Annotated in this window: 19 protein-coding genes; 9 read left to right on the forward strand and 10 right to left on the reverse strand. The window is 58.9% G+C overall.

All coding sequences use genetic code 11. The annotated features are described in order from the left end of the window. Positions 1–51: 51 nt before the first annotated feature. A complete protein-coding gene (locus tag HFP51_RS08015; protein WP_176875236.1) occupies positions 52–489 on the reverse strand; it encodes an ABA4-like family protein in 438 nt (145 codons plus the stop codon). Positions 490–560: 71 nt separating this feature from the next. On the opposite strand from HFP51_RS08015, the gene pdxH reads away from it, so the two are divergent. Together pdxH and HFP51_RS08025 are read left to right on the forward strand one after the other, a co-directional pair. Further along, on the forward strand, positions 561–1,139 hold the full coding sequence (gene pdxH, locus HFP51_RS08020) for a pyridoxamine 5'-phosphate oxidase (RefSeq protein ID WP_176875237.1): 579 nt from the start codon (positions 561–563) through the stop codon (positions 1,137–1,139). A gap of 65 nt (positions 1,140–1,204) precedes the next feature. Further along, positions 1,205–2,002: a PhzF family phenazine biosynthesis protein gene (locus tag HFP51_RS08025; protein ID WP_176875238.1), complete on the forward strand. Its 798-nt coding sequence runs from the start codon at positions 1,205–1,207 to the stop codon at positions 2,000–2,002. A 17-nt stretch (positions 2,003–2,019) separates the two neighbouring features. On the opposite strand, the gene HFP51_RS08030 is transcribed toward HFP51_RS08025, so the two are convergent. Together HFP51_RS08030 and HFP51_RS08035 are read right to left on the reverse strand one after the other, a co-directional pair. Further along, the gene (locus HFP51_RS08030; RefSeq protein ID WP_176875239.1) at positions 2,020–3,969 is read right to left on the reverse strand and encodes a caspase family protein; all 1,950 of its coding nucleotides are present in this window, start codon (positions 3,967–3,969) and stop codon (positions 2,020–2,022) included. Between the two features lie 148 nt (positions 3,970–4,117). Next, entirely contained in the window at positions 4,118–5,236 is a 1,119-nt protein-coding gene (locus tag HFP51_RS08035) for a serine hydrolase (RefSeq protein ID WP_176875240.1), read from the reverse strand. Between the two features lie 24 nt (positions 5,237–5,260). Between HFP51_RS08035 and HFP51_RS08040 the strand changes: the two genes are divergently transcribed. Continuing rightward, complete coding sequence (locus HFP51_RS08040) at positions 5,261–5,593, forward strand: hypothetical protein (RefSeq protein WP_176875241.1); 333 nt, start codon at positions 5,261–5,263, stop codon at positions 5,591–5,593. A 17-nt stretch (positions 5,594–5,610) separates the two neighbouring features. Here the strand turns inward: HFP51_RS08040 and HFP51_RS08045 are convergent, their stop codons facing one another. Both HFP51_RS08045 and mnmA read right to left on the reverse strand, forming a co-directional pair. Beyond that, positions 5,611–5,988 carry a hypothetical protein gene (locus HFP51_RS08045; RefSeq protein ID WP_176875242.1) on the reverse strand — a complete coding sequence of 126 codons (378 nt, stop codon included), beginning with the start codon at positions 5,986–5,988 and terminating at the stop codon, positions 5,611–5,613. Then, positions 5,988–7,112 carry a tRNA 2-thiouridine(34) synthase MnmA gene (gene mnmA, locus HFP51_RS08050; protein ID WP_176875243.1) on the reverse strand — a complete coding sequence of 375 codons (1,125 nt, stop codon included), beginning with the start codon at positions 7,110–7,112 and terminating at the stop codon, positions 5,988–5,990. The genes HFP51_RS08045 and mnmA overlap by 1 nt, the downstream gene beginning before the upstream one ends. Before the next feature lie 167 nt (positions 7,113–7,279). On the opposite strand from mnmA, the gene HFP51_RS08055 reads away from it, so the two are divergent. The 3 genes from HFP51_RS08055 to HFP51_RS08065 all read left to right on the forward strand — a co-directional run bounded on the left by HFP51_RS08055 (position 7,280) and on the right by HFP51_RS08065 (position 8,506). After that, positions 7,280–7,582, forward strand: a complete 303-nt coding sequence (locus HFP51_RS08055) for a hypothetical protein (protein ID WP_176875244.1) — start codon at positions 7,280–7,282, stop codon at positions 7,580–7,582. Positions 7,583–7,693: 111 nt separating this feature from the next. Next, entirely contained in the window at positions 7,694–7,993 is a 300-nt protein-coding gene (locus HFP51_RS08060) for a DUF1153 domain-containing protein (protein WP_176875245.1), read from the forward strand. A gap of 234 nt (positions 7,994–8,227) precedes the next feature. Next, positions 8,228–8,506 carry a GlsB/YeaQ/YmgE family stress response membrane protein gene (locus HFP51_RS08065; RefSeq protein ID WP_176875246.1) on the forward strand — a complete coding sequence of 93 codons (279 nt, stop codon included), beginning with the start codon at positions 8,228–8,230 and terminating at the stop codon, positions 8,504–8,506. A 57-nt stretch (positions 8,507–8,563) separates the two neighbouring features. On the opposite strand, the gene HFP51_RS08070 is transcribed toward HFP51_RS08065, so the two are convergent. Next, positions 8,564–9,277 carry an SIMPL domain-containing protein gene (locus HFP51_RS08070; RefSeq protein WP_255454607.1) on the reverse strand — a complete coding sequence of 238 codons (714 nt, stop codon included), beginning with the start codon at positions 9,275–9,277 and terminating at the stop codon, positions 8,564–8,566. A 233-nt stretch (positions 9,278–9,510) separates the two neighbouring features. Between HFP51_RS08070 and HFP51_RS08075 the strand changes: the two genes are divergently transcribed. The 3 genes from HFP51_RS08075 to HFP51_RS08085 are packed head-to-tail and all read left to right on the forward strand — an operon-like array spanning position 9,511 to position 15,074. Next, positions 9,511–10,716, forward strand: coding sequence for an efflux RND transporter periplasmic adaptor subunit (locus HFP51_RS08075; protein WP_176875247.1), 1,206 nt, complete (start codon positions 9,511–9,513; stop codon positions 10,714–10,716). 9 nt (positions 10,717–10,725) lie between these two features. Beyond that, positions 10,726–13,806, forward strand: a complete 3,081-nt coding sequence (locus tag HFP51_RS08080) for an efflux RND transporter permease subunit (protein ID WP_176875248.1) — start codon at positions 10,726–10,728, stop codon at positions 13,804–13,806. Further along, positions 13,803–15,074, forward strand: coding sequence for a DUF445 domain-containing protein (locus HFP51_RS08085; protein ID WP_370462907.1), 1,272 nt, complete (start codon positions 13,803–13,805; stop codon positions 15,072–15,074). Before HFP51_RS08080 ends, HFP51_RS08085 begins: the two co-directional genes overlap by 4 nt. Here HFP51_RS08085 and murA read toward each other — a convergent pair. From murA to HFP51_RS08105, 4 genes are all read right to left on the reverse strand, one after another. Further along, on the reverse strand, positions 15,071–16,351 hold the full coding sequence (murA, locus tag HFP51_RS08090; RefSeq protein ID WP_176875249.1) for a UDP-N-acetylglucosamine 1-carboxyvinyltransferase: 1,281 nt from the start codon (positions 16,349–16,351) through the stop codon (positions 15,071–15,073). The genes HFP51_RS08085 and murA overlap by 4 nt on opposite strands. Positions 16,352–16,400: 49 nt before the next feature. Further along, positions 16,401–16,760 carry an ATP-dependent Clp protease adapter ClpS gene (gene clpS, locus HFP51_RS08095; RefSeq protein ID WP_176875250.1) on the reverse strand — a complete coding sequence of 120 codons (360 nt, stop codon included), beginning with the start codon at positions 16,758–16,760 and terminating at the stop codon, positions 16,401–16,403. Positions 16,761–16,883: 123 nt separating this feature from the next. Continuing rightward, on the reverse strand, positions 16,884–17,417 hold the full coding sequence (locus tag HFP51_RS08100; protein ID WP_176875251.1) for a phasin family protein: 534 nt from the start codon (positions 17,415–17,417) through the stop codon (positions 16,884–16,886). Positions 17,418–17,629: 212 nt separating this feature from the next. Then, a complete protein-coding gene (locus tag HFP51_RS08105) occupies positions 17,630–19,423 on the reverse strand; it encodes an alpha/beta hydrolase (RefSeq protein WP_176876606.1) in 1,794 nt (597 codons plus the stop codon). Between the last annotated feature and the right edge of the window lie 87 nt (positions 19,424–19,510).

A 19,510-nucleotide genomic window follows, 5' to 3' on the forward strand; every position in this document is an offset into this window, starting at 1 on the left:
CCAACTGTTGCAATAATACCACAGCTGAAATGGGGCGATTGATGTTCAATTTCAAGCGGTTTTTCGGGCCTCATGGATACGTCGGACTATGAGGAAGATCAGCAGTCCGGCCGGGCCGAAAATGAAAGTGGCGGCCAGGATCGGTGCCTGAACGATCCGGGACAGCGATATTTCATCGGCGGTCCGCGCTACCCAAAGCCCGACAAACAGATCGAATGCCAGATAGTGTACCCAACCCAGCGTGATGCCTGCGTCGCTGGCAAAAAGCGCTCGTACGCCCTCTATCGATGAGAAATCTCCGCCCTCGCTGCCAGGCGGTGGAAAGACCATCATCATCACAAGCACGCTGGCATAGAGCAGGCATAAAAGCCCAATCGCAATCTCTCTCAGCAAGGTGAAGATAATCTCCTGCCGCGGCGCAAAGATCAAAACGATCCAGCACAGCAAGGCAAACAGGTTCGCCAGTCTAAATACCAATGGCCAATCCATGATAACTCCCCCTTCGTTCAACCCATCTGCGCCATTGATAGACGATAGGTGACTGCCCTAGAAGCCCTGCCATGACAGATGATCCGCACAGCTTGTTTACCGCCTGGGCTGCCGAAGCGCGCGCCAGTGAGCTTAACGACTCCAATGCAATGGCGCTGGCGACGACGACTGCGGACCATCAGCCTTCAGTGCGCATGGTATTGCTCAAAGGTCACGATGAGCGCGGCTTCGTCTGGTACACCAATTTGGAAAGCCGCAAGGCAGAAGAGCTGATCGCCACTAAAAAGGCGGCATTGCTCTTCCATTGGAAATCGCTGCGGCGCCAGGTGCGCATCGAAGGCCCGGTCAGCCGGGTCTCCGATGCTGAAGGCGATGCCTATTTTGCGACCCGTAGCCGGGATTCGCAGCTTGGCGCCTGGGCATCCGACCAGTCTCGTCCGCTCGAAAACCGGGGCGTGTTCGAAGCGCGCTACGAAGAGGTACAGGCGCGTTTCGACGGACAGGATGTTCCACGCCCCCCGCATTGGTCCGGCTTTCGACTCGATCCCCAGCGGATCGAATTTTGGAATGATGGCGAACATCGGCTCCACCATCGCCGCGTGTTCACGCGCACTGAAAGCGGTTGGGATGAAGGCCTGCTTTATCCGTGACGAGATAATTGCGCTTTGTTGGCATTCACTCCGGCGATAGAGCGGTGCCAGCAAAGGAGCTCGCAATGCCTATCCTCCCCTATTTCCATGTCGACGCATTTGCCGACCGCCCATTCACTGGCAACCAGGCCGCGGTCATGCCGCTTGACGCATGGCTCGATGATGATCAGCTGCGCGCGATCGGCGAAGAGAATAATTTTGCCGAGACGGCCTTTTATGTCCCCGACGCAAGCGGTGAGGCGGACTATGAGCTGCGCTGGTTCACCCCATCCGACGAAATCCGACTGTGCGGTCATGCGACGCTGGCCAGCGGTCATGTGCTGCTGACCCAGAATCCCGAGCTCGACCGGGTCCGCTTCCGCACCCGCAAGGCCGGGATCCTCGAGGTGTGGCGCGACGGCGACCAATATGCCGTGGCATTGCCAGCGATTGTCGCCGAACCGACGTCACTGCCAGAAGCCGAAGCGGCGATGGGCACCAAGCCGGTCGAAACCCTTCGCCATCCGGATCACTATAATCTGTTTCTCTATGAATCTGCCGAGGATGTGCTGAATCTCGATCCCGATATCCGGGCACTGGGTGCGCTAGGTGATGACAGTTTCACCGCTACAGCCCCGGGCACAGACACCGATATTATCAGCCGCGTCTTTGTTCCGGGTGCCGGTGTTGATGAGGATAGCGTCACGGGCTCTGCCCATTCCGTGCTGACGCCGTTCTGGGCGAACCGGCTCGGACGAGATCGTTTCACCGCATATCAGGCAAGCCAACGCGGCGGATATCTCACCTGTCGGCTGGACGGCGATCGCGCGATCCTTGGCGGAAACTGCGTCACTGTCGTCGAAGGCAGTTTCGCAATTCCCTAGATTGGTTGAGCTGCGCCTTAGTCGCCACCGCGCATCAGACCGAACTGGTCTGGCAGGGTGACGAGGATATCGTCGACTTCGACGCTGCCGCGCTGGACGACCAGTTCCTGGTGATTGCGCTGCGCATCGCCGGTTTCCGCCTCAATGCAATTGCGTCCGTCGCACTGTTCCCGGAAGCGATAGCGCAGATAGGCCACCAGCTCGCCAGCGGTGATGTTGCCATCGCCATTGTCATCGGCCTGACCGCCGACACCGTCGGAAAAGAAGCGCGAGAGATAGCCGCCTGCATTGAATTCCGAAGCGACCAGGCTCGTCAGATCTTCTTCGGAGCTGAACAGGCCCATCATGTTCGGCCGCGTGATCAAGTCCCGCTCGAAGCCACCCGAGAAACAGGCATCGAGAACGATCATCGTTGTGCCAGCCCGGATATCGGCGAACATCAGCGCCAGATCATCATCCGTTAGTTCCTCGCCATCGGCAAAGACAAGCGTTTCGTCCCGGCCATCCAGCTCAGCCCGATCATTGGGATCGTCAACCTGGCTGCCATGGCCTGAATAGAAGAACAGGAAGATATCATCTGGCCCGGCCTGCGATGCGACACGCTGGAAGGCGCGGCGGAACGCCGGCAGCGTTGCGTCCTGGTTGGTCAGCACAATGCTTTCCTCGCGCAGCATGCCTAGCTCTTCAAACTTCTGGAACAGCTTTCGCGCATCGGTATCGGTGTAGCTGAGATTGGAGGTATTGCCGCCATAATCTGCAATGCCGACCGAGATGGCGAACACCTGGCGTTGCTCCGGATTAGCCGGAATGCGGGTCGTGCCCTCGCTCAGCGCTAGCTGGAAATTGCCGGTCGCGCCCGGCGCATAGCTGGTCGCGATAATTGTGTAGACGCCATCTTCTTCGAGCACGCGCTCAAAGCGGCTGTTCAGAGATTGACCGGTATCATCGATATCCTGCTGTTCGCCGGACGGTGCACGAAGAATCAGATAGGTGTCAAAATCATCCGAACTCAGATCGATGGTGATCGGCTGGCCTCGCCGACCTTCGAAACTATAGCGCTCAAGATATTCGCCGCTGCCAAGGGTTTCGTCTTCTTTGCCGAGCACGCTTGTCAGGGTGCGGCCAAAACTCAGCGGAGTCGCATCGCCGGTAAGGGTTTCAGTATCCGGCACGCCTGCCCTGTTGAGCCCGGTTGCCAATTGATAGCTGCCAGTCGTACCCCGGCCATAGCTGGTGACGGAGATTGTGTACTGCCCATTGGCCGGCAATGTTGCGAGCACGCGGCTGTTGAGTGTCTGCTCGCGTGCGGTGGTGTCGTCATCGTTGCGGACCGAGAAATTATCCGGGCCCGTGACGGTGAGCATCGTATCAAATTCGCCTGACGCACGCAGGTCCACGCGCTGACCGCGCGTACCATTGAACACGTAGCGATCCGTGTAGCGCCCAGCGATGGTGAGATCTTCGCCGGAGGTCAGCGAACCGTTGCGCGACTGGCCAAGGGTGATGGGGGCAGGTGGCACGGCATTGTCTGCCGCGGCTGCCAGGGATTCGGTTTGTTCCAGCCGGATTGTATAGGCACCGGTTTCTGCTGGCCTGAACGCCTGTGCGCGAACAGAAATCCGACCAGTGCTCGGGACAGTGAGATCAATCCGGCTATTTGTAGTTTCGGGAACCCAGTGATTATCGTCATTCACCAAGGTTGTGCCGTCCGACAATACAGCGCGCAGCTGCGTATCGAACGCTTCGGATTCCATGAGGATCGAGAGCCGCTGACCTGGCGTTCCGCGAACGGTCCATTGGTCGTAAAATTGCTGCTTGCCGCCTGACACCTGATCGCCCGCAGCCAGCTCGCCCTGGAAAGTCCGGCCGACCGTCAATGCGGTATCTTGGGATTGGCCCTGTACAGGGGGCGTCACGGCCAGTGCAGCCAGGCCCACGCCCAGTCCGGCCAAAAACTTCGATTTCATCGTCATTATCCCCCCAAAGGTTCGGCGATCCGCTTATCAGGTAGCAGCGCTGCGGTGAAGCGGGGCTGAACAGCGATAAGCCGATTCTAATTCCTATATGGGGTGGCGATACGGCACGGCGCGGCGCGCCGCTATGATCTGCAGCACATTATCCGAAAGCTTCGAAGATCCGCGCCAATCGAACAACGACAGCCTCGCGCAGGTCACCATCAGGCGTATTGCCCAGTCTGACGACCGTGAGGCCCTGTTCAGGGGACACCATCACATATTGGCCAAGATGGCCGTTAAAGGCGAAGAGCGAGTTGGGAGCGCGATCCGGGAATAACACAGGGTTGCCGTAAACGCCGCCCGGCCGGTTCAGCCAGGTCTGGCCACCATATTCGCCATTGAGCGGCGATGGAGTGACCATGAATTCACGCCATTCAGGCGAGATGATTTCGCGACCGTCCAGCCCCTGCCCCGTTCGCATCACTTCGCCAAGCTGCGCCCAATCGCGCGCAGTAGCGTGAATCAGGCTGCCGCCAATCTGCGTACCGCTGGCATCGAACTCAAAGAATACGCTGGAAATGCCGGCCGGGCCCAAAAGGCGCTGCTCGGCAAATCGCCGATAGGCTGCCGCCCGCGCGCCGGGATCTTCGGAGTCCGTCAGCGCATCGGCGATGATCCGCGAGAGAATGATGGTGGTGGCGCTCGAATATTCGAATTTCTCGCCCGGATCAGCCTCAAGCGGCCGCGACACGGCATAGGCGGCCATATCATCCGTCTCGGACGTGAACAGCATTCGGTTGGTATCCGAATCCCAGATCGGATCATTCACTTCGGTATGGTCGAGGCCGGAAGCCATATGCAGCAGATGCCGCAACGTGATCGCGCCGCGCGGATCATCTTCGCCCTGCCATTCGGGGATCGGCGCTGGGGCATCGAGCTCCAGCACGCCGTCCTCCACCAGGAAGCCCACGAGCATTGCCGTCACCGTCTTGGCCATAGACCAGGAGATGTAGCGCATGTCCGGTGTGTATCCGGGTGCATAACGTTCGGCGACAATCTCGCCTTCGTGCATCACCAGCACTACGCGCGTTTCGCCAACGCCTTCGGCGCTGAATAGCGCGTCGACCAACGGTTCGATATCTGGCCGTGCCACGACAGCAGGCGCGGTATCATTTGCCGCGTCCTCGACTGACATGTCTGTTTCAAGAACCGGTGCAGCGGCGATAACGGCCAGTGCTGCCCCGGCGGCGAGCGGAATAACCCATCTTTGCTTCATCATCGCATCAGGCTAGGGCTGGCGGCCATGAAAGTGAAGCGCCCAATTCTCACCGGCACCATAATCGTGCTGCTCGTCCTACTAATTGCCGTTGTGGTTTATGCCATGCGGATGAAGCCAACGGTCGAGCTCGGGGTTGGCTATGGCGCGCATGTCGTGTGCTCGTGCCGCTATATTGGCGGGCGCGACATGGAGAGCTGCTACAATGACTATGAGCCCGGCATGGAGATGGTTTCGATGACTGATGACCCGGAAGAACGCCGCATCACCGCCAGCGTGCCGCTGCTCGCGAGCCGCTCAGCCCAGTTCCGCGAGGGTCTTGGATGCGTATTGGAACCGCTCCCCGGAAATAGCGACTAATTCCGCGCTCCGCAGCACTAATCCGCCGATTGAGCGCCAAGCCGCGCCCAGGCAACGCAAAATAGTATCGCCAGCAAGAGATCGGGTGCCGTTGCGAGCGGCAGCACCGCTTCCGCGCGTCCTTGCAGATAGAGGACCATACAGGCGGCGAAAAACGCCACCTTGCCGAGCGCGCCGATCAACATGATCGGTCGATAGCGCATCGGGTCCGTTGCAATCAGCGCATAGACCAACTGCCAGGCCAGCACCGCTCCAATAAAGCCATAATAATATTCCGGATGCGTAATCGCTGGCGGCGCGCTCTCGGCAATCTGGCTTTCCAGGAAATAAAGCGGGCCGACGACGATGATGCCCCAGATCGCGGCCAGGCCGAACGTCCAGCGCGCAAAACGCATCAGGCCGCCAGCGCTTCTTCAGCGGCAACGGTTTCGGCAATCCAGCCACCACCCATCACCCGATCGCCGGCATAGATGACCGCAGCCTGGCCCGGCGCAACGCCGAACTCCGGTGTGTCGAAGGTAACCATCTCTCCATCAAAGCGGGCGGGAGCAGGCTTTGCCAGAGACCGCACCTTGACGGTCAATGGACCATCAATTGCCGTATCAATGTCGGAGCCAAGCCAGTTCAGATCCTCGATCCGCGCCGCATTGACCGCGAGCGCCGACTTTGGCCCGACAATCACGCGCCGCGTTTCCGGTTCCAGTTTCACCACATAAAGCGGTTCGGGCTGGCCGCCGATCTCCAATCCGCGTCGCTGGCCCACCGTGAAGTGGATCAGGCCCTGGTGCTGGCCGAGCACTTCCCCGGTTCGCGTCACGATATCGCCACCCTCGCCCGCTTCGGGCCGGATCTTCTTGACGATCTTCGCATAGTCCCCATCGGGCACGAAGCAGATATCCTGGCTGTCTGGCTTCATCGCGACGACCAGGCCGAGCTCTTTGGCAATTTCGCGCACTTCCGCCTTGGGCATGTCACCCAGTGGGAAGCGCAGATAATCGAGCTGCTCCTTGGTGGTCGTGAAAAGGAAATAGCTTTGGTCTCGCGCGGGATCATGGGCCCGATGTAATTCTGGACCATCCTCCCCCAAAACGCGCCGAACATAGTGCCCGGTCGCCAAGCAATCGGCGCCCAGATCGCGGGCCATTCCAAGCAGGTCATGAAACTTCACGCTTTGGTTGCACCGGATACAGGGGATCGGCGTTCGGCCCGCCATATATTCATCGGCAAAATCGTCGATCACTGATTCCCGGAAACGGCTTTCATAGTCGAACACATAATGCGCGATGCCCAGCGTTTCGGCGACAGCACGGGCATCCCGAATATCCTGACCGGCGCAGCAGCTGCCGGTACGACCGGTTGCTTCGCCGTGATCATAGAGCTGGAGGGTAATCCCAATCACCTCGGCGCCGGTCTTGGCCGCGAGCGCTGCAACGACCGATGAATCGACGCCGCCGGACATGGCGACAACGATGCGGCTTTCTGCCGCCGGCTTATCAAGCTGGAAATCTGGGACTGTCATGACGGGCTATTTAGTGTTTCGTAGCCATGTCCGCAAAGGGCAATCTTTAGCCCTGTTTCCGCTTTGCTAACCAAACCCATCGAAAACCGCCGCCAATCCTCACCAAAGCGTTGCCAGCGCCTTTACCACGTTTTCAACCTTCCTCCCTAATAGCTATGTCCATGGAGATGAGTTTCACACCATTTCGCAATCGCATGGACGCGGCCGGGGCTATCGCTCCGGACTTCCGCGCCCTTGTCGGCTTGCTGGCCGCGGCACAGGCGGCTCAGCCGACCGGGCGCCTGGCGACCCGCCTTGCATTGGGCGAGACACGCCAGATTGCAGCCACGGAAGCGCTGATATCTCTCTTCGCACCAGGCTCGGACGCAGACCGACGGACAAGCAGCACAATGGGGGCCGTGCTGAAAGGATGTTTCAATCCGACTGTCCCATTTTCGTCCATGCCGGTAACCGCACGGAAAGGATCATAAAGTGTCTGTTTACCTTGGCATTTTAGGCTTTTTTCAACGTGCTTTGCATATAAGGCATTCATCGTAATGCCGAAGAGCCAAGCAGGATCGCATGATCCCATTGAGGAAATAATGATCGAGAACCAAAAGATACGACCGGCACAAGTCATAGGACCCTTGGGGGAACCGTTGACGATGGAATCGCTTCCGCCGCCCTCGACCCGTCGCTGGGTCGTGCGTCGCAAGGCTGAAGTTGTGGCCGCCGTAAATGGAGGTTTGCTGACCGTGGACGAGGCGTGTGAGCGTTACGATCTGACGGTTGAAGAATTTGCCAGCTGGCAGCGCGCGATTGATCGTTCGGGAATGCCCGGCCTGCGGGTCACCCGGATCCAGCATTACAAGTCGCTCTATGAGCGCCAGCAGAAATATTAGAGCCAGCTTTTAGAAATATTGTCGCACGGTCGTCCATCGGTCGTTCGCAACAATGGGTTCCCCGGTCGCCATCTCCGTCGGCGGCCGGGGAATTTGTTTTTTGGCCCGAAGCGGCTAGCTTCCCGCTCAACACATAAGATTCGGCAGCACGGAACTAATGGGTGTTCCGTGGCGTAGATCGAATATATGTGCATTTGCGTCGCCATTCGGACGGCGCGCCAACGGGAGGAACGCATGCTTGATTTCATTTTGGCCCTTGTGATGGGGGGTATCATCGGCTGGCTCGCGAGCATTGTCATGAAGCGCGATGCATCGATGGGCATTTTCTGGAACATCATCGTCGGCTGTGTCGGCTCGGTGCTGGGACGCTTCTTGTACGGCATGCTCGTCGGCGGCGCGTCTGACAGGATGCGGGACAATCCGTTTAACCTCGAAACGCTGGGCGTGGCCTTTGCAGGTGCCGTCGTCTTGCTGCTGATCATGAATCTGATCCAGCGCGGACGCGTTCGCTAACCCACGCTATAGATATCGTTAGAAGATGGGGCCGGGCTGCAAATGCCCGGCCCCATTTTATTGCAGCTCGAACGTCACAGACACATTGGCGGTAAGCCGCTGTTCGCCCGGCGCGACCGGAACCGACTCGGCCATGTCCATCGCGGCACTGGCCATGCGCTGCATAACAACCGGTGGACGTGACGCACCGGCTTCGCTGATCGCGACGATGCGTACGACCCGCATCCCGGCTGCTGCCGCATACAGCTGAGCGCGGGCGCGGGCAGTGGTGATCGCGTCGCGGCGCGCCTCATCCAGGGCGTCCTCCGGCGAATCTACTTGAAAGCTTGGTCCGTTAATCTGGTTCACACCCTGGGCGACCAGCATGTCGATGACGGTCCCCGCCTGATCGACATCGCGAAATCGAATCGTCAATTGATTCGATGCCGTATAACCGAGCAGGCGACGCTCGTTGCGATTCGAATGATCATAGCGCGGGCGGAGGCTGATCGACGCGGTTTGGATGTCGCGATCGGCAAAACCGGCGGACCGCAGAGCCCGAAACACGCCATTCATTTGTCTGTTATTCGCCCTGAGCGCATCAGATGCTGTTGGCGCTTCAGTAACAATGCCGGCGTTGATCACCACTATATCCGGCGTCCTCAGCGACTCGCCCGTCGCCACGATATCGAGTCGCGTTCCTTCAATGACCGGGACCGGTGTTGCTACCTGTGCAGCCGCTGCTGATGCCAGTGAAACTGCCGCTGCGAGGCCGAAGATCATATATCTCATTTGTCGCTCCCTTGGGTCGTTTATGTATGTGCCGAATCGCCGGCTTTCCCGTTTCCACCAGAAGTGGCGTTTCCCTTCGATGAACGGTCGATATTGTCCGTCAGGACACCTTGCGTTTGCACTGCAAAAAACGCAAACGAACCGCAGAAACACTTCCGACTTGAGCCCTGTGTTATATTCATGTAATACAGCACGACAGTAAGGGAATTCGGAGTATAGCCAAGGTGGCAGACATGAATGTTGAAACGCGCTTTGCGGGTGACGCCGCGCCGATGAGCGAATTCGAAGAAGAAGAACGGCGCCGGGATCGACGGCGGCGGATTATCATCATTGCGACCATCCTTGGTGCGCTGGTGATTGCTGCTGCCTATTTCATGTTCCAGGGCGGTGCCGGTGAAGGCGCTGGCGCAGCAGCGGGCGAAGACGGCCCGGCACGCGTATTGCCGACCGTTACGGTTATCGTTCCGGGTTCGCAGTCCATCTCCAACACGATTTCAGCCAGCGGGACGCTGGACGCCCGGCGTCCGATGCCGGTCGGTGTGGCTGGTGAAGGCGGGCAGATCGCGCGTGTAATGGTCGATGCCGGCGATTGGGTCGGTAGAGGGCAGGTTCTCGCGACCATCGAAAGCTCGGTCCAGTCACAACAGGTCGGCGGCGCATCTGCGCAGCTCGAGGTGGCCCGTGCCAATCTTGCGCTTGCCCAAGCCAATCTCGATCGTTCGCTCCAGCTGGTTGAGCGTGGCTTTATCAGTCAGGCCGATATCGACCGTCTGACCGCAACCCGCGATGCCGAGCGCGCACGGGTTAATGTCGCCGGGGCCCAGCTCAATGAGCTTCGCGCCCGGGCAGGTCGCCTGGCGATTCGTGCGCCGGCCGCTGGGCTGGTGCTCACGCGCAATGCCGAGCCTGGCCAGGTCGTGAGTGCCGGTAGCGGCGCCTTGTTCATGCTCGCCCAGGGCGGTGAGATGGAAATGAATGCCCGCGTATCGGAATCCGATTTGCGCGGTATGTCCGTAGGCCAGCAAGCCACAATCATCCCGGTCGGCACCGCCGATCGCTTTGAAGGCCAGGTCTGGCAACTTTCGCCAACCATTGACGCGCAGAGCCGCCAGGGCACCGCGAGTGTCGCATTGTCCTATCAGGAAGGCTTGCGTCCGGGCGGATTTGCCACGGCGGAAATCATCAGCGGATCGATTGATGCGCCGATGCTGCCAGAATCTGCGGTCCAGAGCGACAGCGCCGGCAATTATGTCTATGTTATCAACGAAGATAATATCGTGGAGCGCCGCGACGTGACGATCGGAACGGTCGGCAGCGCGGGCATCACGATCCGTGAAGGTTTAGCTGGCGATGAACGGGTCGTTCGCTCGGCCGGTGCCTTCCTGAACCCGGGCGACGAAGTGATACCGCAGCGTATGTCCCAGGAAGATGAGAGCTAGGAGCCACTAATGAGTTTCCGGACCGTATCGACCTGGGCGATCAAGAACCCAACCCCGCCGCTCGTGCTGTTTCTCGGGTTGATGCTGGCTGGCATTGTCAGCTTCATCCGGCTCGACGTGAATGACAGTCCCGAGATCGATTTCCCGGCCGTCCAGGTGGTTATTGCCCAGCCCGGCGCCGCACCGACGGAAATGGAAAATCAGGTCACCCAGCGGGTTGAGGCTGCGGTCCGCAATATCAGCGGCGTGAACACGCTCTCCTCCTTCGTCAATGAAGGCAATTCGCGCACCTTTATCGAATTTACGATTGGTACGCCGGTCGATCGCGCAGTGAATGACGTGCGCAATGCGCTCGCCCAGATTCGGGGTGACCTGCCGGAGGGCATATTAGAACCGCAGGTTGTCCGCGTCGAAATCAATGGTGGCGGAACGATCGCCTATTTCGCAGTCGAAAATGTCGACATGACGCTCGAAGAGCTCAGCTGGTTCGTCGACAATAATGTCGCTCGAGAATTGCTTTCAATTGAAGGCATGGCCGCAGTCGACCGTGGTGGCGGGGTAAGCCGCGAAATCCGCGTTATCCTTGATCCCGCACGACTCCAGTCTTTGGGCATCACTGCCAGTCAGGTTAATGCACAGCTCCGCGCGACCAACCTTAATGCGGCAGGCGGCCGCGCCGAAGTGGCCGGGTCCGAGCAATCGGTTCGCGTTCTCGGCAATGCAGAAACCGCCTATGAACTCGGCCAGACCGATATTGCACTGGGCGGTGGCCGAACGGTCAAACTCGCCGATATCGCCGAAGTTCGCGATCTTTATGGTGAGCAGCGTTCGCTCTCCAAGATGAACAACCGCCAGGTGCTGAGCTTTGGCATCGAACGCGCCAAGGGTGCGTCCGACGTTACCGTTTATGACGAAGCCGAGCGGGTGCTTGCGGAGATCGAGGAAGCCAATCCGGGCGTTACTTTCACCCGACTCTTCACGACCGTGGAATATACGCGCGAAAATTATGAATCCGCGATGATGGCACTGATCGAGGGTGCAATCCTTGCGGTTATCGTTGTCTGGTTCTTCCTGCGTGACTGGCGCGCGACGCTGATCTCGGCGATCGCGATCCCGCTCTCTGCCATCCCGACCTTCTGGTTCATGGATCTCTTCGGTTTCTCACTCAACTTTATCAGCCTCCTCGCGCTTAGTCTGGTGGCCGGTGTCCTTGTCGATGACGCGATCGTCGAGATCGAGAACATCGTCAGGCATATGCGGATGGGCAAATCCTCATACCAGGCATCGATTGATGCCGCAGAAGAGATCAGCCTGGCCGTGCTGGCCACGACTATGGCCATTGTCGCGGTCTTCCTGCCCGTCGCGCTGATGCCCGGCATTTCCGGTCAGTTCTTCATCCAGTTCGGCCTCACCACGGTGGTTGCCGTGGTCATGAGCCTCGCCGTGGCGCGATTAATTACGCCATTGGTCGCGGCCTATTTCCTGCGTGCCGAAGGCGTCCGCGAACATGGCGAAGGTCCGGTCATGGATCGCTATATGGCGCTTCTGAAATGGTCGCTCGTCCATCGCTGGAAGACCGCTATTTTCGGCGGCGGCGGTGCGCTGGTCGCAACAATCTTCGCGTTTAGCCAGTTGGGCATCACTTTCCAGCCGGAAACCGATGACGATTTCAGCCGGGTCAATATTGAGATGGTTCCGGGCACGACGCTTGAGGAAACCGAACGCGTGTCTGACCAGGTCGCGGCCATCCTGCGCGAACAACCGGAAGTGCGCACGGCATTCCAGCGGATCGATCCGGGCAGCGGTCGTATCTTCATGACGTTGGAGGATGATCGCGAACGCAAGAGCACCGAGTTCGAACGCGAAACAGCGCCGCTCTTGCGCGCTATTCCCGATGCCCGCGTGACATTCCGATCGCAGCAAGGCGGCTTTAGCGGCCGAGACATTTCGATGGTTATCGGCGGTGACGATCCTGTTATTCTCCAGGAACAGGCCGATGAGTTGGTCCGCCAGATGAGCGAGCTGGATACGATTATCGCACCACGCATCGACGGCGATTTGCGGCGTCCGGAAATCGTTGTGACACCGCGTCTCGACCTGGCTGCCGATCTCGGCGTGACTACGGCAGAGCTCAGCCGTGCGATCCGCATCGCAACCCAGGGTGAGATTGATCAAAACGCTGCCCGTTTTTCGCTTAGCGATCGCCAGATTCCGATCCGGGTGGCGCTGGCCGAAGAATCACGCCGTGATCTTTCGACCATCGAAAACCTGCCGGTGACAACGCAAAATGGCGGCTCGGTTCCGCTGCGCCTCGTCGCCGATATCGGATTCGGTTCGGGTCCGACGGAAATTCGGCGCTATGACCAGCGCCGCCGCATCGTGATTGGCGCCGATCTCGCGCCCGGCCTGGTGAGCGGCGATGCGATGTCGGAGATCAATGCCCTTCCCTTCTGGGAAAACATGCCGGCGGGTGTCGATCGCGTCGTTGCCGGTCCCGAAGAATGGCAGGCAGAAATGCTGTTCAACTTCTTCGTGGCCGTGCTGTCCGGGGTGCTGCTAGTCTTTGCCGTCCTTGTGCTGCTGTATCGCAGGATCATGGCGCCGCTCGTGAATATGGGGTCGCTGATCCTGGCCCCACTAGGCAGTGCGATTGCGCTCCACATTGTCGGTCAGCCGCTCTCCATGCCGGTCTTTATCGGATTGTTGATGCTGCTTGGTATTGTCGCCAAAAACTCGATCCTGCTCGTCGATTTCGCAATCGAGGAAATGGATAAGGGCGTCGACAAGGATACCGCAATTATCGAAGCGGGCCACAAACGCGCCCAGCCGATCGTGATGACGACCGTCGCCATGACCGCAGGCATGGTCCCAACGGCCCTTGCCCTGACCGGCGATGGGGCGTGGCGGTCTCCCATGGGGTGGACGGTGATTGGCGGCCTTATCCTCTCGACCGTACTGACGCTCGTGATCGTGCCGGCTTGCTTCAGTCTGGCTGACAGTACCGAAAAACGGCTGCGTCGCTTCTTCGGTCGGGCGCTTACCTACAAGCCCGAAGATGACGAGAAGGCAACGATCCAGCCCGCCGAATGACATCTGAGGAACCCACCCGGCCGATCAGCCGGTTCAATGCATCGGAAGATCGTGGCCGCAATATGCGGCGCACGGCCACCGCCATGCTGTTCCTCATGTCGGGGATCTTCGTCCTCGCTCATTCGATGGAAGACGCGCATCCGGCCTGGGGTTTTGTCCAGGCCTTTGCCGAAGCCGCAATGGTCGGCGGACTGGCAGACTGGTTCGCCGTCACGGCACTGTTTCGCTATCCCATGGGTATCCCGATCCCGCACACTGCCATCGTACCGCGGAAAAAAGATCAGATTGGTGAGCAACTCGCCTGGTTCCTGCGCGATAATTTCCTGACGCCTGCAATCGTCGCACGCCGGATGCAGCGTTTCGATGTCGCGGGCGCAATCGGCAAATTTCTTACCAATCCCAATGGCGATGAGAGCCGGATGCGCAAAGGCGCCTCCAATCTGGTCGCGATGGTGCTCGAAAATCTCGATGACGAGAAACTCGGCGGCACCACCAAGACGATGATCGCCAACCGGCTCCGCGATCTTGATATTGCGCCGCTGCTTGGCCAATCGATGGTCGCGGCGATGAAAGAAGATCGCCATATCCCGATTGTTGATGGCATGGTCCGATGGGCTGCAAATATCCTCGACTCGAACGAAGATATTGTCCGCGCCATGGTCCATGAGCGGGCCAATAACTTCATGCGCTGGCTGGCAATTGACGATCGCCTGTCAGAATCGATCATCACCGGCCTCAGGAGGCTGCTCGTGCAGATGGAAGGCGATCCGCATCATCCGCTGCGCGACCAAGCAAATGAAGGTTTTGTCCGGCTGGCATTTGACCTCCAGCATGACGCGGAGATGCGCCAGCGGGTCGAGCATTTCAAACAGGATATGATCGAGAATGAAGCCGTCACCGAATGGCTTGACGGATTGTGGCAGCAGGCGCGCGAGGCGCTGCTCCGCGCAGCGCGCGATCCCGATCGGGCAATGGAGGGACGGTTCGGCGAAGCGCTGCAGGAACTGGGCCGCACCTTGCAGGAAGATCCAGAAATCAAACGCGCGATCAACAGCTTTGCGCGCCGCGCGACTGTCGGCGCCGTAGCCGATTATGGCGACAGCATCGTCCGGCTGGTCTCGGACACCGTCAAAGGCTGGGACGCGAAAACGATCACCGATCGGGTGGAAAATGCGGTGAGCCGGGATCTACAATATATCCGGATGAACGGGACGCTGGTTGGCGGGCTTGTCGGCCTCACTATTCACACGATCATTACGATAATCTAGCCTTCGCTGACGCGTTCGATATCCGCACCGACTGCGCCGAGCTTATCCTCAAGCCGCTCATAGCCTCGATCGAGATGATAGACGCGCAGCACCTTGGTTTCGCCTTTGGCCGCGAGCCCGGCGAGCACGAGGCTCATTGAGGCGCGCAGGTCCGTTGCCATCACATTGGCGCCAACCAGCTCGTCAACGCCCTTCACCACCGCCGTTCGGCCGCGCACTTCGATATCCGCGCCCATGCGCGCTAGCTCGGGCACATGCATATAGCGGTTCTCGAAGATCGTTTCGGTCAGCATGCTGGTCCCGTCGGCGAGTGCCAGCATGGACATGAACTGGGCTTGCATATCGGTCGGGAAGCCCGGGAAAGGCGCGGTCGATATAGTCGCTGGGTCGAGGCGGCCATTGGCCGTCACCTTCACCCCATCATCGCGCTCATCAACCTCCAGGCCAACATCGCGAAGCCCCGCTATGATCGATGGCATGTCGCTCGCCCGGGCGCCGTTGAGCATCAGCTCACCACCTGTGATCGCCGCCGCACAGGCGTAGCTGCCCGCTTCGATCCGATCGGGCATCACCGCATAGGTTGCACCGTGCAGCCGATCCTTGCCATGGACGACCAGTCGGTCGCTGCCGATATCTTCGATCTCTGCGCCCATTGCGACGAGGCAATTGCACAGATCGACAATCTCCGGCTCGCGCGCAGCATTCTCGATCACCGTCTCGCCCTTCGCGAGCACCGCTGCCATCAGTGCATTCTCTGTCGCTCCGACAGAGACGACCGGAAAGGAAATCGTGCCGCCGTGCAAACCACCATCCGGCGCCTTCGCTTTCACATAGCCAGCGGCAAGCTCGATCTCAGCGCCCAGTGCTTCCAAAGCTTTCAGATGGAGATCGATCGGTCGGTTGCCGATCGCACAGCCCCCCGGCATGGATACGGTCGCCTCGCCGGCCCGCGCAACAAGCGGACCCAGTACCAGAATAGAGGCGCGCATCTTGCGGACGAAATCATAGGGCGCGACGGTGGAGGCGATGGTCTTTGCCGTCACCGTCATCTTGCGCGCTCCGCCATTATGCCCGCCTTCCAGCATGGTCGACGCGCCATGCTGATTGAGCAAATGCATAAAGCCATCGACATCGGCGAGCCGCGGCAGATTTTCCAGGCACAAGGCCTCATCGGTCAGCAATGCGCACGGCATCAGCGTGAGCACCGCGTTTTTTGCGCCAGAGATTTGGAGCGTGCCGGAAAGCCGGTTGCCGCCGCGAATTACTATACTGTCCATGAGCGGCTTCTAGCGCACCCTCAGAAACGCGCAATCCCGGCCAGCTAAATCAGGCCTTTTCCATCGTGCATTGAAGCGGGTGCTGGTTTTCGCGGGCAAAATCGATCACTTGGGTCACCTTGGTCTCGGCCACTTCATAGCTGAAGACCCCGCACACACCCACGCCGCGTTGATGCACCTGCAACATCACGCGTGTCGCATCTTCCATATTCATGCTGAAAAAGCGTTGCAACACGAGCACCACAAATTCCATCGGCGTGAAATCGTCATTCAGCATGAGCACTTTATAGGGTGATGGCTTCTTGGTCCGCGTGCGCGTTTGGGTGGCGACGCCGATCCCGGATCCACCGGATTCATCGTCCCCATCTTCATCGCCATTGGCGGCCAGAATTTCACGGCTGTCGAGCATGATGAGGAGAATATCGTATTGCACCGCCGCGAAGCAAGGGGGTGATGCGCCGATGGCCAAAGAAAAAGGGCCGCTCCGTTACCGGAGCGACCCCTTTTGTCTCGTTCGAATACTGCCGGAGAGTTAGGCAGCTTTACGAACGTTTTCCATTGCAGCGGTGAAACGCTCGGAGATCGGCTGGAATGCGTCACCGGCGAGCTTCATCCATGCTTCAGTGTTGTGCGAAGCCTGCTGAACCAGCGTGTCGAAGCTAGCGCGAGCACGTTCGTTCTGAACTTCGATCAGATCGCGCGGCGACTTGACCGAACCGAAACCTTCAAATGCCTTGGTGGCAGTTTCGAGGTTCGTGCGAGCATATTCAGCATTCTGCTTGGCAATGTCCTGAACGCCCTGGGCAGCAATCTTGCCGCTTTCGACCATTGCTTCAACGTTTGCCTTCTGGAATTCAACCATGTCCGTGCCCATTGCCGAAACCTTTTCAGCGGTTTCTTTGGCGCGGTCCTGTGCCTGAGCAACGAAACCTTCAACGCGCTCACGCGTCTTTTCAGCGGTTTCCTTTACGCGCTCGCTGGCGGTTTCCATCGCTTCTTCAACGCGATTGGTAGCCTTGGGAGCGGCCTTCTTGGCGGTCGTCTTCGTGGTTTTCTTCGTAGCCATTTTCGTCTTCCTTCTGTGTTGGCCGACTTGAACGGCCTGTTATCGGGGCCCGGCGCTGTGGCCAGACCTTCAATCTGTTATGTTGCGGTGCACAATATAGGACGACTCGGCAAAATGCAAGCACTTTTTTGTGCACTGCAACAAAATTGCCAAGTGGCTGTTTATATAGGGTTATAGACTATTATCACAAAGGAAATTGCGCGTTTCTTCGCTTAGCGCGAACGCACATAGCTGCCCGGAGCATCCTCAATCGCCTTGAATTTGCCCTTGCCCGGGATGCGCGCCTTCTTCGCCTCAACCATCTCGCCCGAATGGCCGCCCAACCATTTGAGCCAGTCGGGCCACCAGCTGCCGGCCGTTTCCTTCGCGCCGGCGATAAAGTCCTCCAGCGTGTCCGCTTGCTTCTTGTTCGTCCAATATTGGTATTTGTTGGCGTCGGGCGGATTGACGACGCCCGCAATATGCCCCGATCCCGCGAGTACGAATTTCAGCGGACCGGCAAAATGCTCGGTGATCTTCCATACGCTTTCGGGCGGGGCGATATGATCTTCGCGGCCTGCCTGGACATAGCTGGGCGTTTCCACATTGCGCATATCGATAGGCTCGCCATCCACACTCAGCCCACCCGGCTCGGCGAGTTTATTGTCGCGATAGAAATCCTGCAGATAATTCTTGTGCCATTTCGCAGGCAGATTCGTCGTGTCGCCATTCCAGTGGAGCAGGTCGAATGCCGGATATTCCTCGCCCATCAGATAATTGTTCACGACATAGTTCCAGATGAGGTCACGCCCGCGCAGCATGTTGAAAGTCGCCGCCATATAGCGGCCGTCCAGATAGCCTTGGCCCTCGCCCAGCTGTTCAATCAGCTTGGCCTGCATATCGTCGATGAAGAGATGGAGGTCGCCAGCCATGGTGAAATCCACCTGCGCGGTAAAGAAGGTCGCGCTCTCCACCTTGTCCGCTTCGCCGCGAGCGGCGAGATAGGCCAGCGTCATCGCCAGCGTCGTGCCGGCCACGCAATAGCCGATCGTGTTGACCGACGGCACTTTGAGTAGCTCCCGCACCGTATCGATCGCATCGACTTGGCCGCGCACAACATAATCGTCCTGCGTCACTTCACCCATGCTTTCATCGGCGGACTTCCAGGAGACGACAAACACCGTGATCCCCTGCGCCACGGCCCAGCGGATAAAGCTCTTTTTCTCGTTGAGATCGAGAATATAGAAACGGTTGATCCAGGGCGGAAAGATGATCAGCGGCGTTTCAAATACTTTTTTCGTCACCGGTTCATATTGAATCAGCTGGTAGAGCGGCGTTTCCTTGACCACCTTGCCAGGCGTCGTCGCAATATTCTCACCCAGGGTGAAGGCATCGGGATCGGTATGGGTGAGCTGCCCCTTGCGCATGTCGCTGAGCATATGCTCGAGGCCCTTGAGGAAGCTCTCACCCTTGGTCTCCATCGCCTTTTCGAGCACCTGCGGATTGGTCAGGGCGAAATTGGACGGGCTCATCGCATCCACAAACTGCTGGGTTGCGAAGCGGACCTGCTCCTTCTGCTTGGGATCGACGCCATCAATCAGGTCAACGCCGCGCAGCATATGATCGGCAATCATCAGATAGCTTTGCCGGATCATGTCGAAAACCGGATTATCCTGCCATTGCGGGGCGGCAAAGCGGCGGTCCTTGGAGCGCGGCGGCGCAGGTTCGCCTTCGCTCTCGCCATCGCCCGGATTAAGGAAGCGCGTCCATAGCTTCAAACTATCTTCCCAGAAATCGCTCTGCGCTTTGGCGAATTTTTCACTGTCGAAGCTGAAAGCCGGGACACTGGGGAACATCGCGGCGAGCTGGTCGGTTGATGGCACGGCCTCTGCCAGCTTCGCCGGATCAAGCGCGCCGGGCGCGCCCTCCTTGGCCTGCTCCATCTGGGTGGAGGCATATTCAAGCATCATCTGCTGCGCCTGGCCGAGAATTCCGGTCCAGTGCTGCATATCCTCCAGCGTGGGCATATCCGGCCCTGTGTCAGAGGTATCGCTTTTACTCGCCACATCCAGTCTCCCTCGTCATTCCCGCGCATGCGGGAATCCAGATCCGAT

The sequence above is a fragment of the Parasphingopyxis sp. CP4 genome (assembly GCF_013378055.1).
Lineage (GTDB): Bacteria > Pseudomonadota > Alphaproteobacteria > Sphingomonadales > Sphingomonadaceae > Parasphingopyxis.

Bases quoted from the DNA above. Each gene is read 5' to 3' on its own strand.
- HFP51_RS08015 (WP_176875236.1), bottom strand. From the start codon at position 489: ATGGATTGGCCATTGGTATTTAGACTGGCGAACCTGTTTGCCTTGCTG.
- pdxH (WP_176875237.1), top strand. From the start codon at position 561: ATGACAGATGATCCGCACAGCTTGTTTACCGCCTGGGCTGCCGAAGCG.
- HFP51_RS08025 (WP_176875238.1), top strand. From the start codon at position 1,205: ATGCCTATCCTCCCCTATTTCCATGTCGACGCATTTGCCGACCGCCCA.
- HFP51_RS08030 (WP_176875239.1), bottom strand. From the start codon at position 3,969: ATGAAATCGAAGTTTTTGGCCGGACTGGGCGTGGGCCTGGCTGCACTG.
- HFP51_RS08035 (WP_176875240.1), bottom strand. From the start codon at position 5,236: ATGATGAAGCAAAGATGGGTTATTCCGCTCGCCGCCGGGGCAGCACTG.
- HFP51_RS08040 (WP_176875241.1), top strand. From the start codon at position 5,261: ATGAAAGTGAAGCGCCCAATTCTCACCGGCACCATAATCGTGCTGCTC.
- HFP51_RS08045 (WP_176875242.1), bottom strand. From the start codon at position 5,988: ATGCGTTTTGCGCGCTGGACGTTCGGCCTGGCCGCGATCTGGGGCATC.
- mnmA (WP_176875243.1), bottom strand. From the start codon at position 7,112: ATGACAGTCCCAGATTTCCAGCTTGATAAGCCGGCGGCAGAAAGCCGC.
- HFP51_RS08055 (WP_176875244.1), top strand. From the start codon at position 7,280: ATGAGTTTCACACCATTTCGCAATCGCATGGACGCGGCCGGGGCTATC.
- HFP51_RS08060 (WP_176875245.1), top strand. From the start codon at position 7,694: ATGATCGAGAACCAAAAGATACGACCGGCACAAGTCATAGGACCCTTG.
- HFP51_RS08065 (WP_176875246.1), top strand. From the start codon at position 8,228: ATGCTTGATTTCATTTTGGCCCTTGTGATGGGGGGTATCATCGGCTGG.
- HFP51_RS08070 (WP_255454607.1), bottom strand. From the start codon at position 9,277: ATGAGATATATGATCTTCGGCCTCGCAGCGGCAGTTTCACTGGCATCA.
- HFP51_RS08075 (WP_176875247.1), top strand. From the start codon at position 9,511: ATGAATGTTGAAACGCGCTTTGCGGGTGACGCCGCGCCGATGAGCGAA.
- HFP51_RS08080 (WP_176875248.1), top strand. From the start codon at position 10,726: ATGAGTTTCCGGACCGTATCGACCTGGGCGATCAAGAACCCAACCCCG.
- HFP51_RS08085 (WP_370462907.1), top strand. From the start codon at position 13,803: ATGACATCTGAGGAACCCACCCGGCCGATCAGCCGGTTCAATGCATCG.
- murA (WP_176875249.1), bottom strand. From the start codon at position 16,351: ATGGACAGTATAGTAATTCGCGGCGGCAACCGGCTTTCCGGCACGCTC.
- clpS (WP_176875250.1), bottom strand. From the start codon at position 16,760: ATGCTCGACAGCCGTGAAATTCTGGCCGCCAATGGCGATGAAGATGGG.
- HFP51_RS08100 (WP_176875251.1), bottom strand. From the start codon at position 17,417: ATGGCTACGAAGAAAACCACGAAGACGACCGCCAAGAAGGCCGCTCCC.
- HFP51_RS08105 (WP_176876606.1), bottom strand. From the start codon at position 19,423: ATGCCCACGCTGGAGGATATGCAGCACTGGACCGGAATTCTCGGCCAG.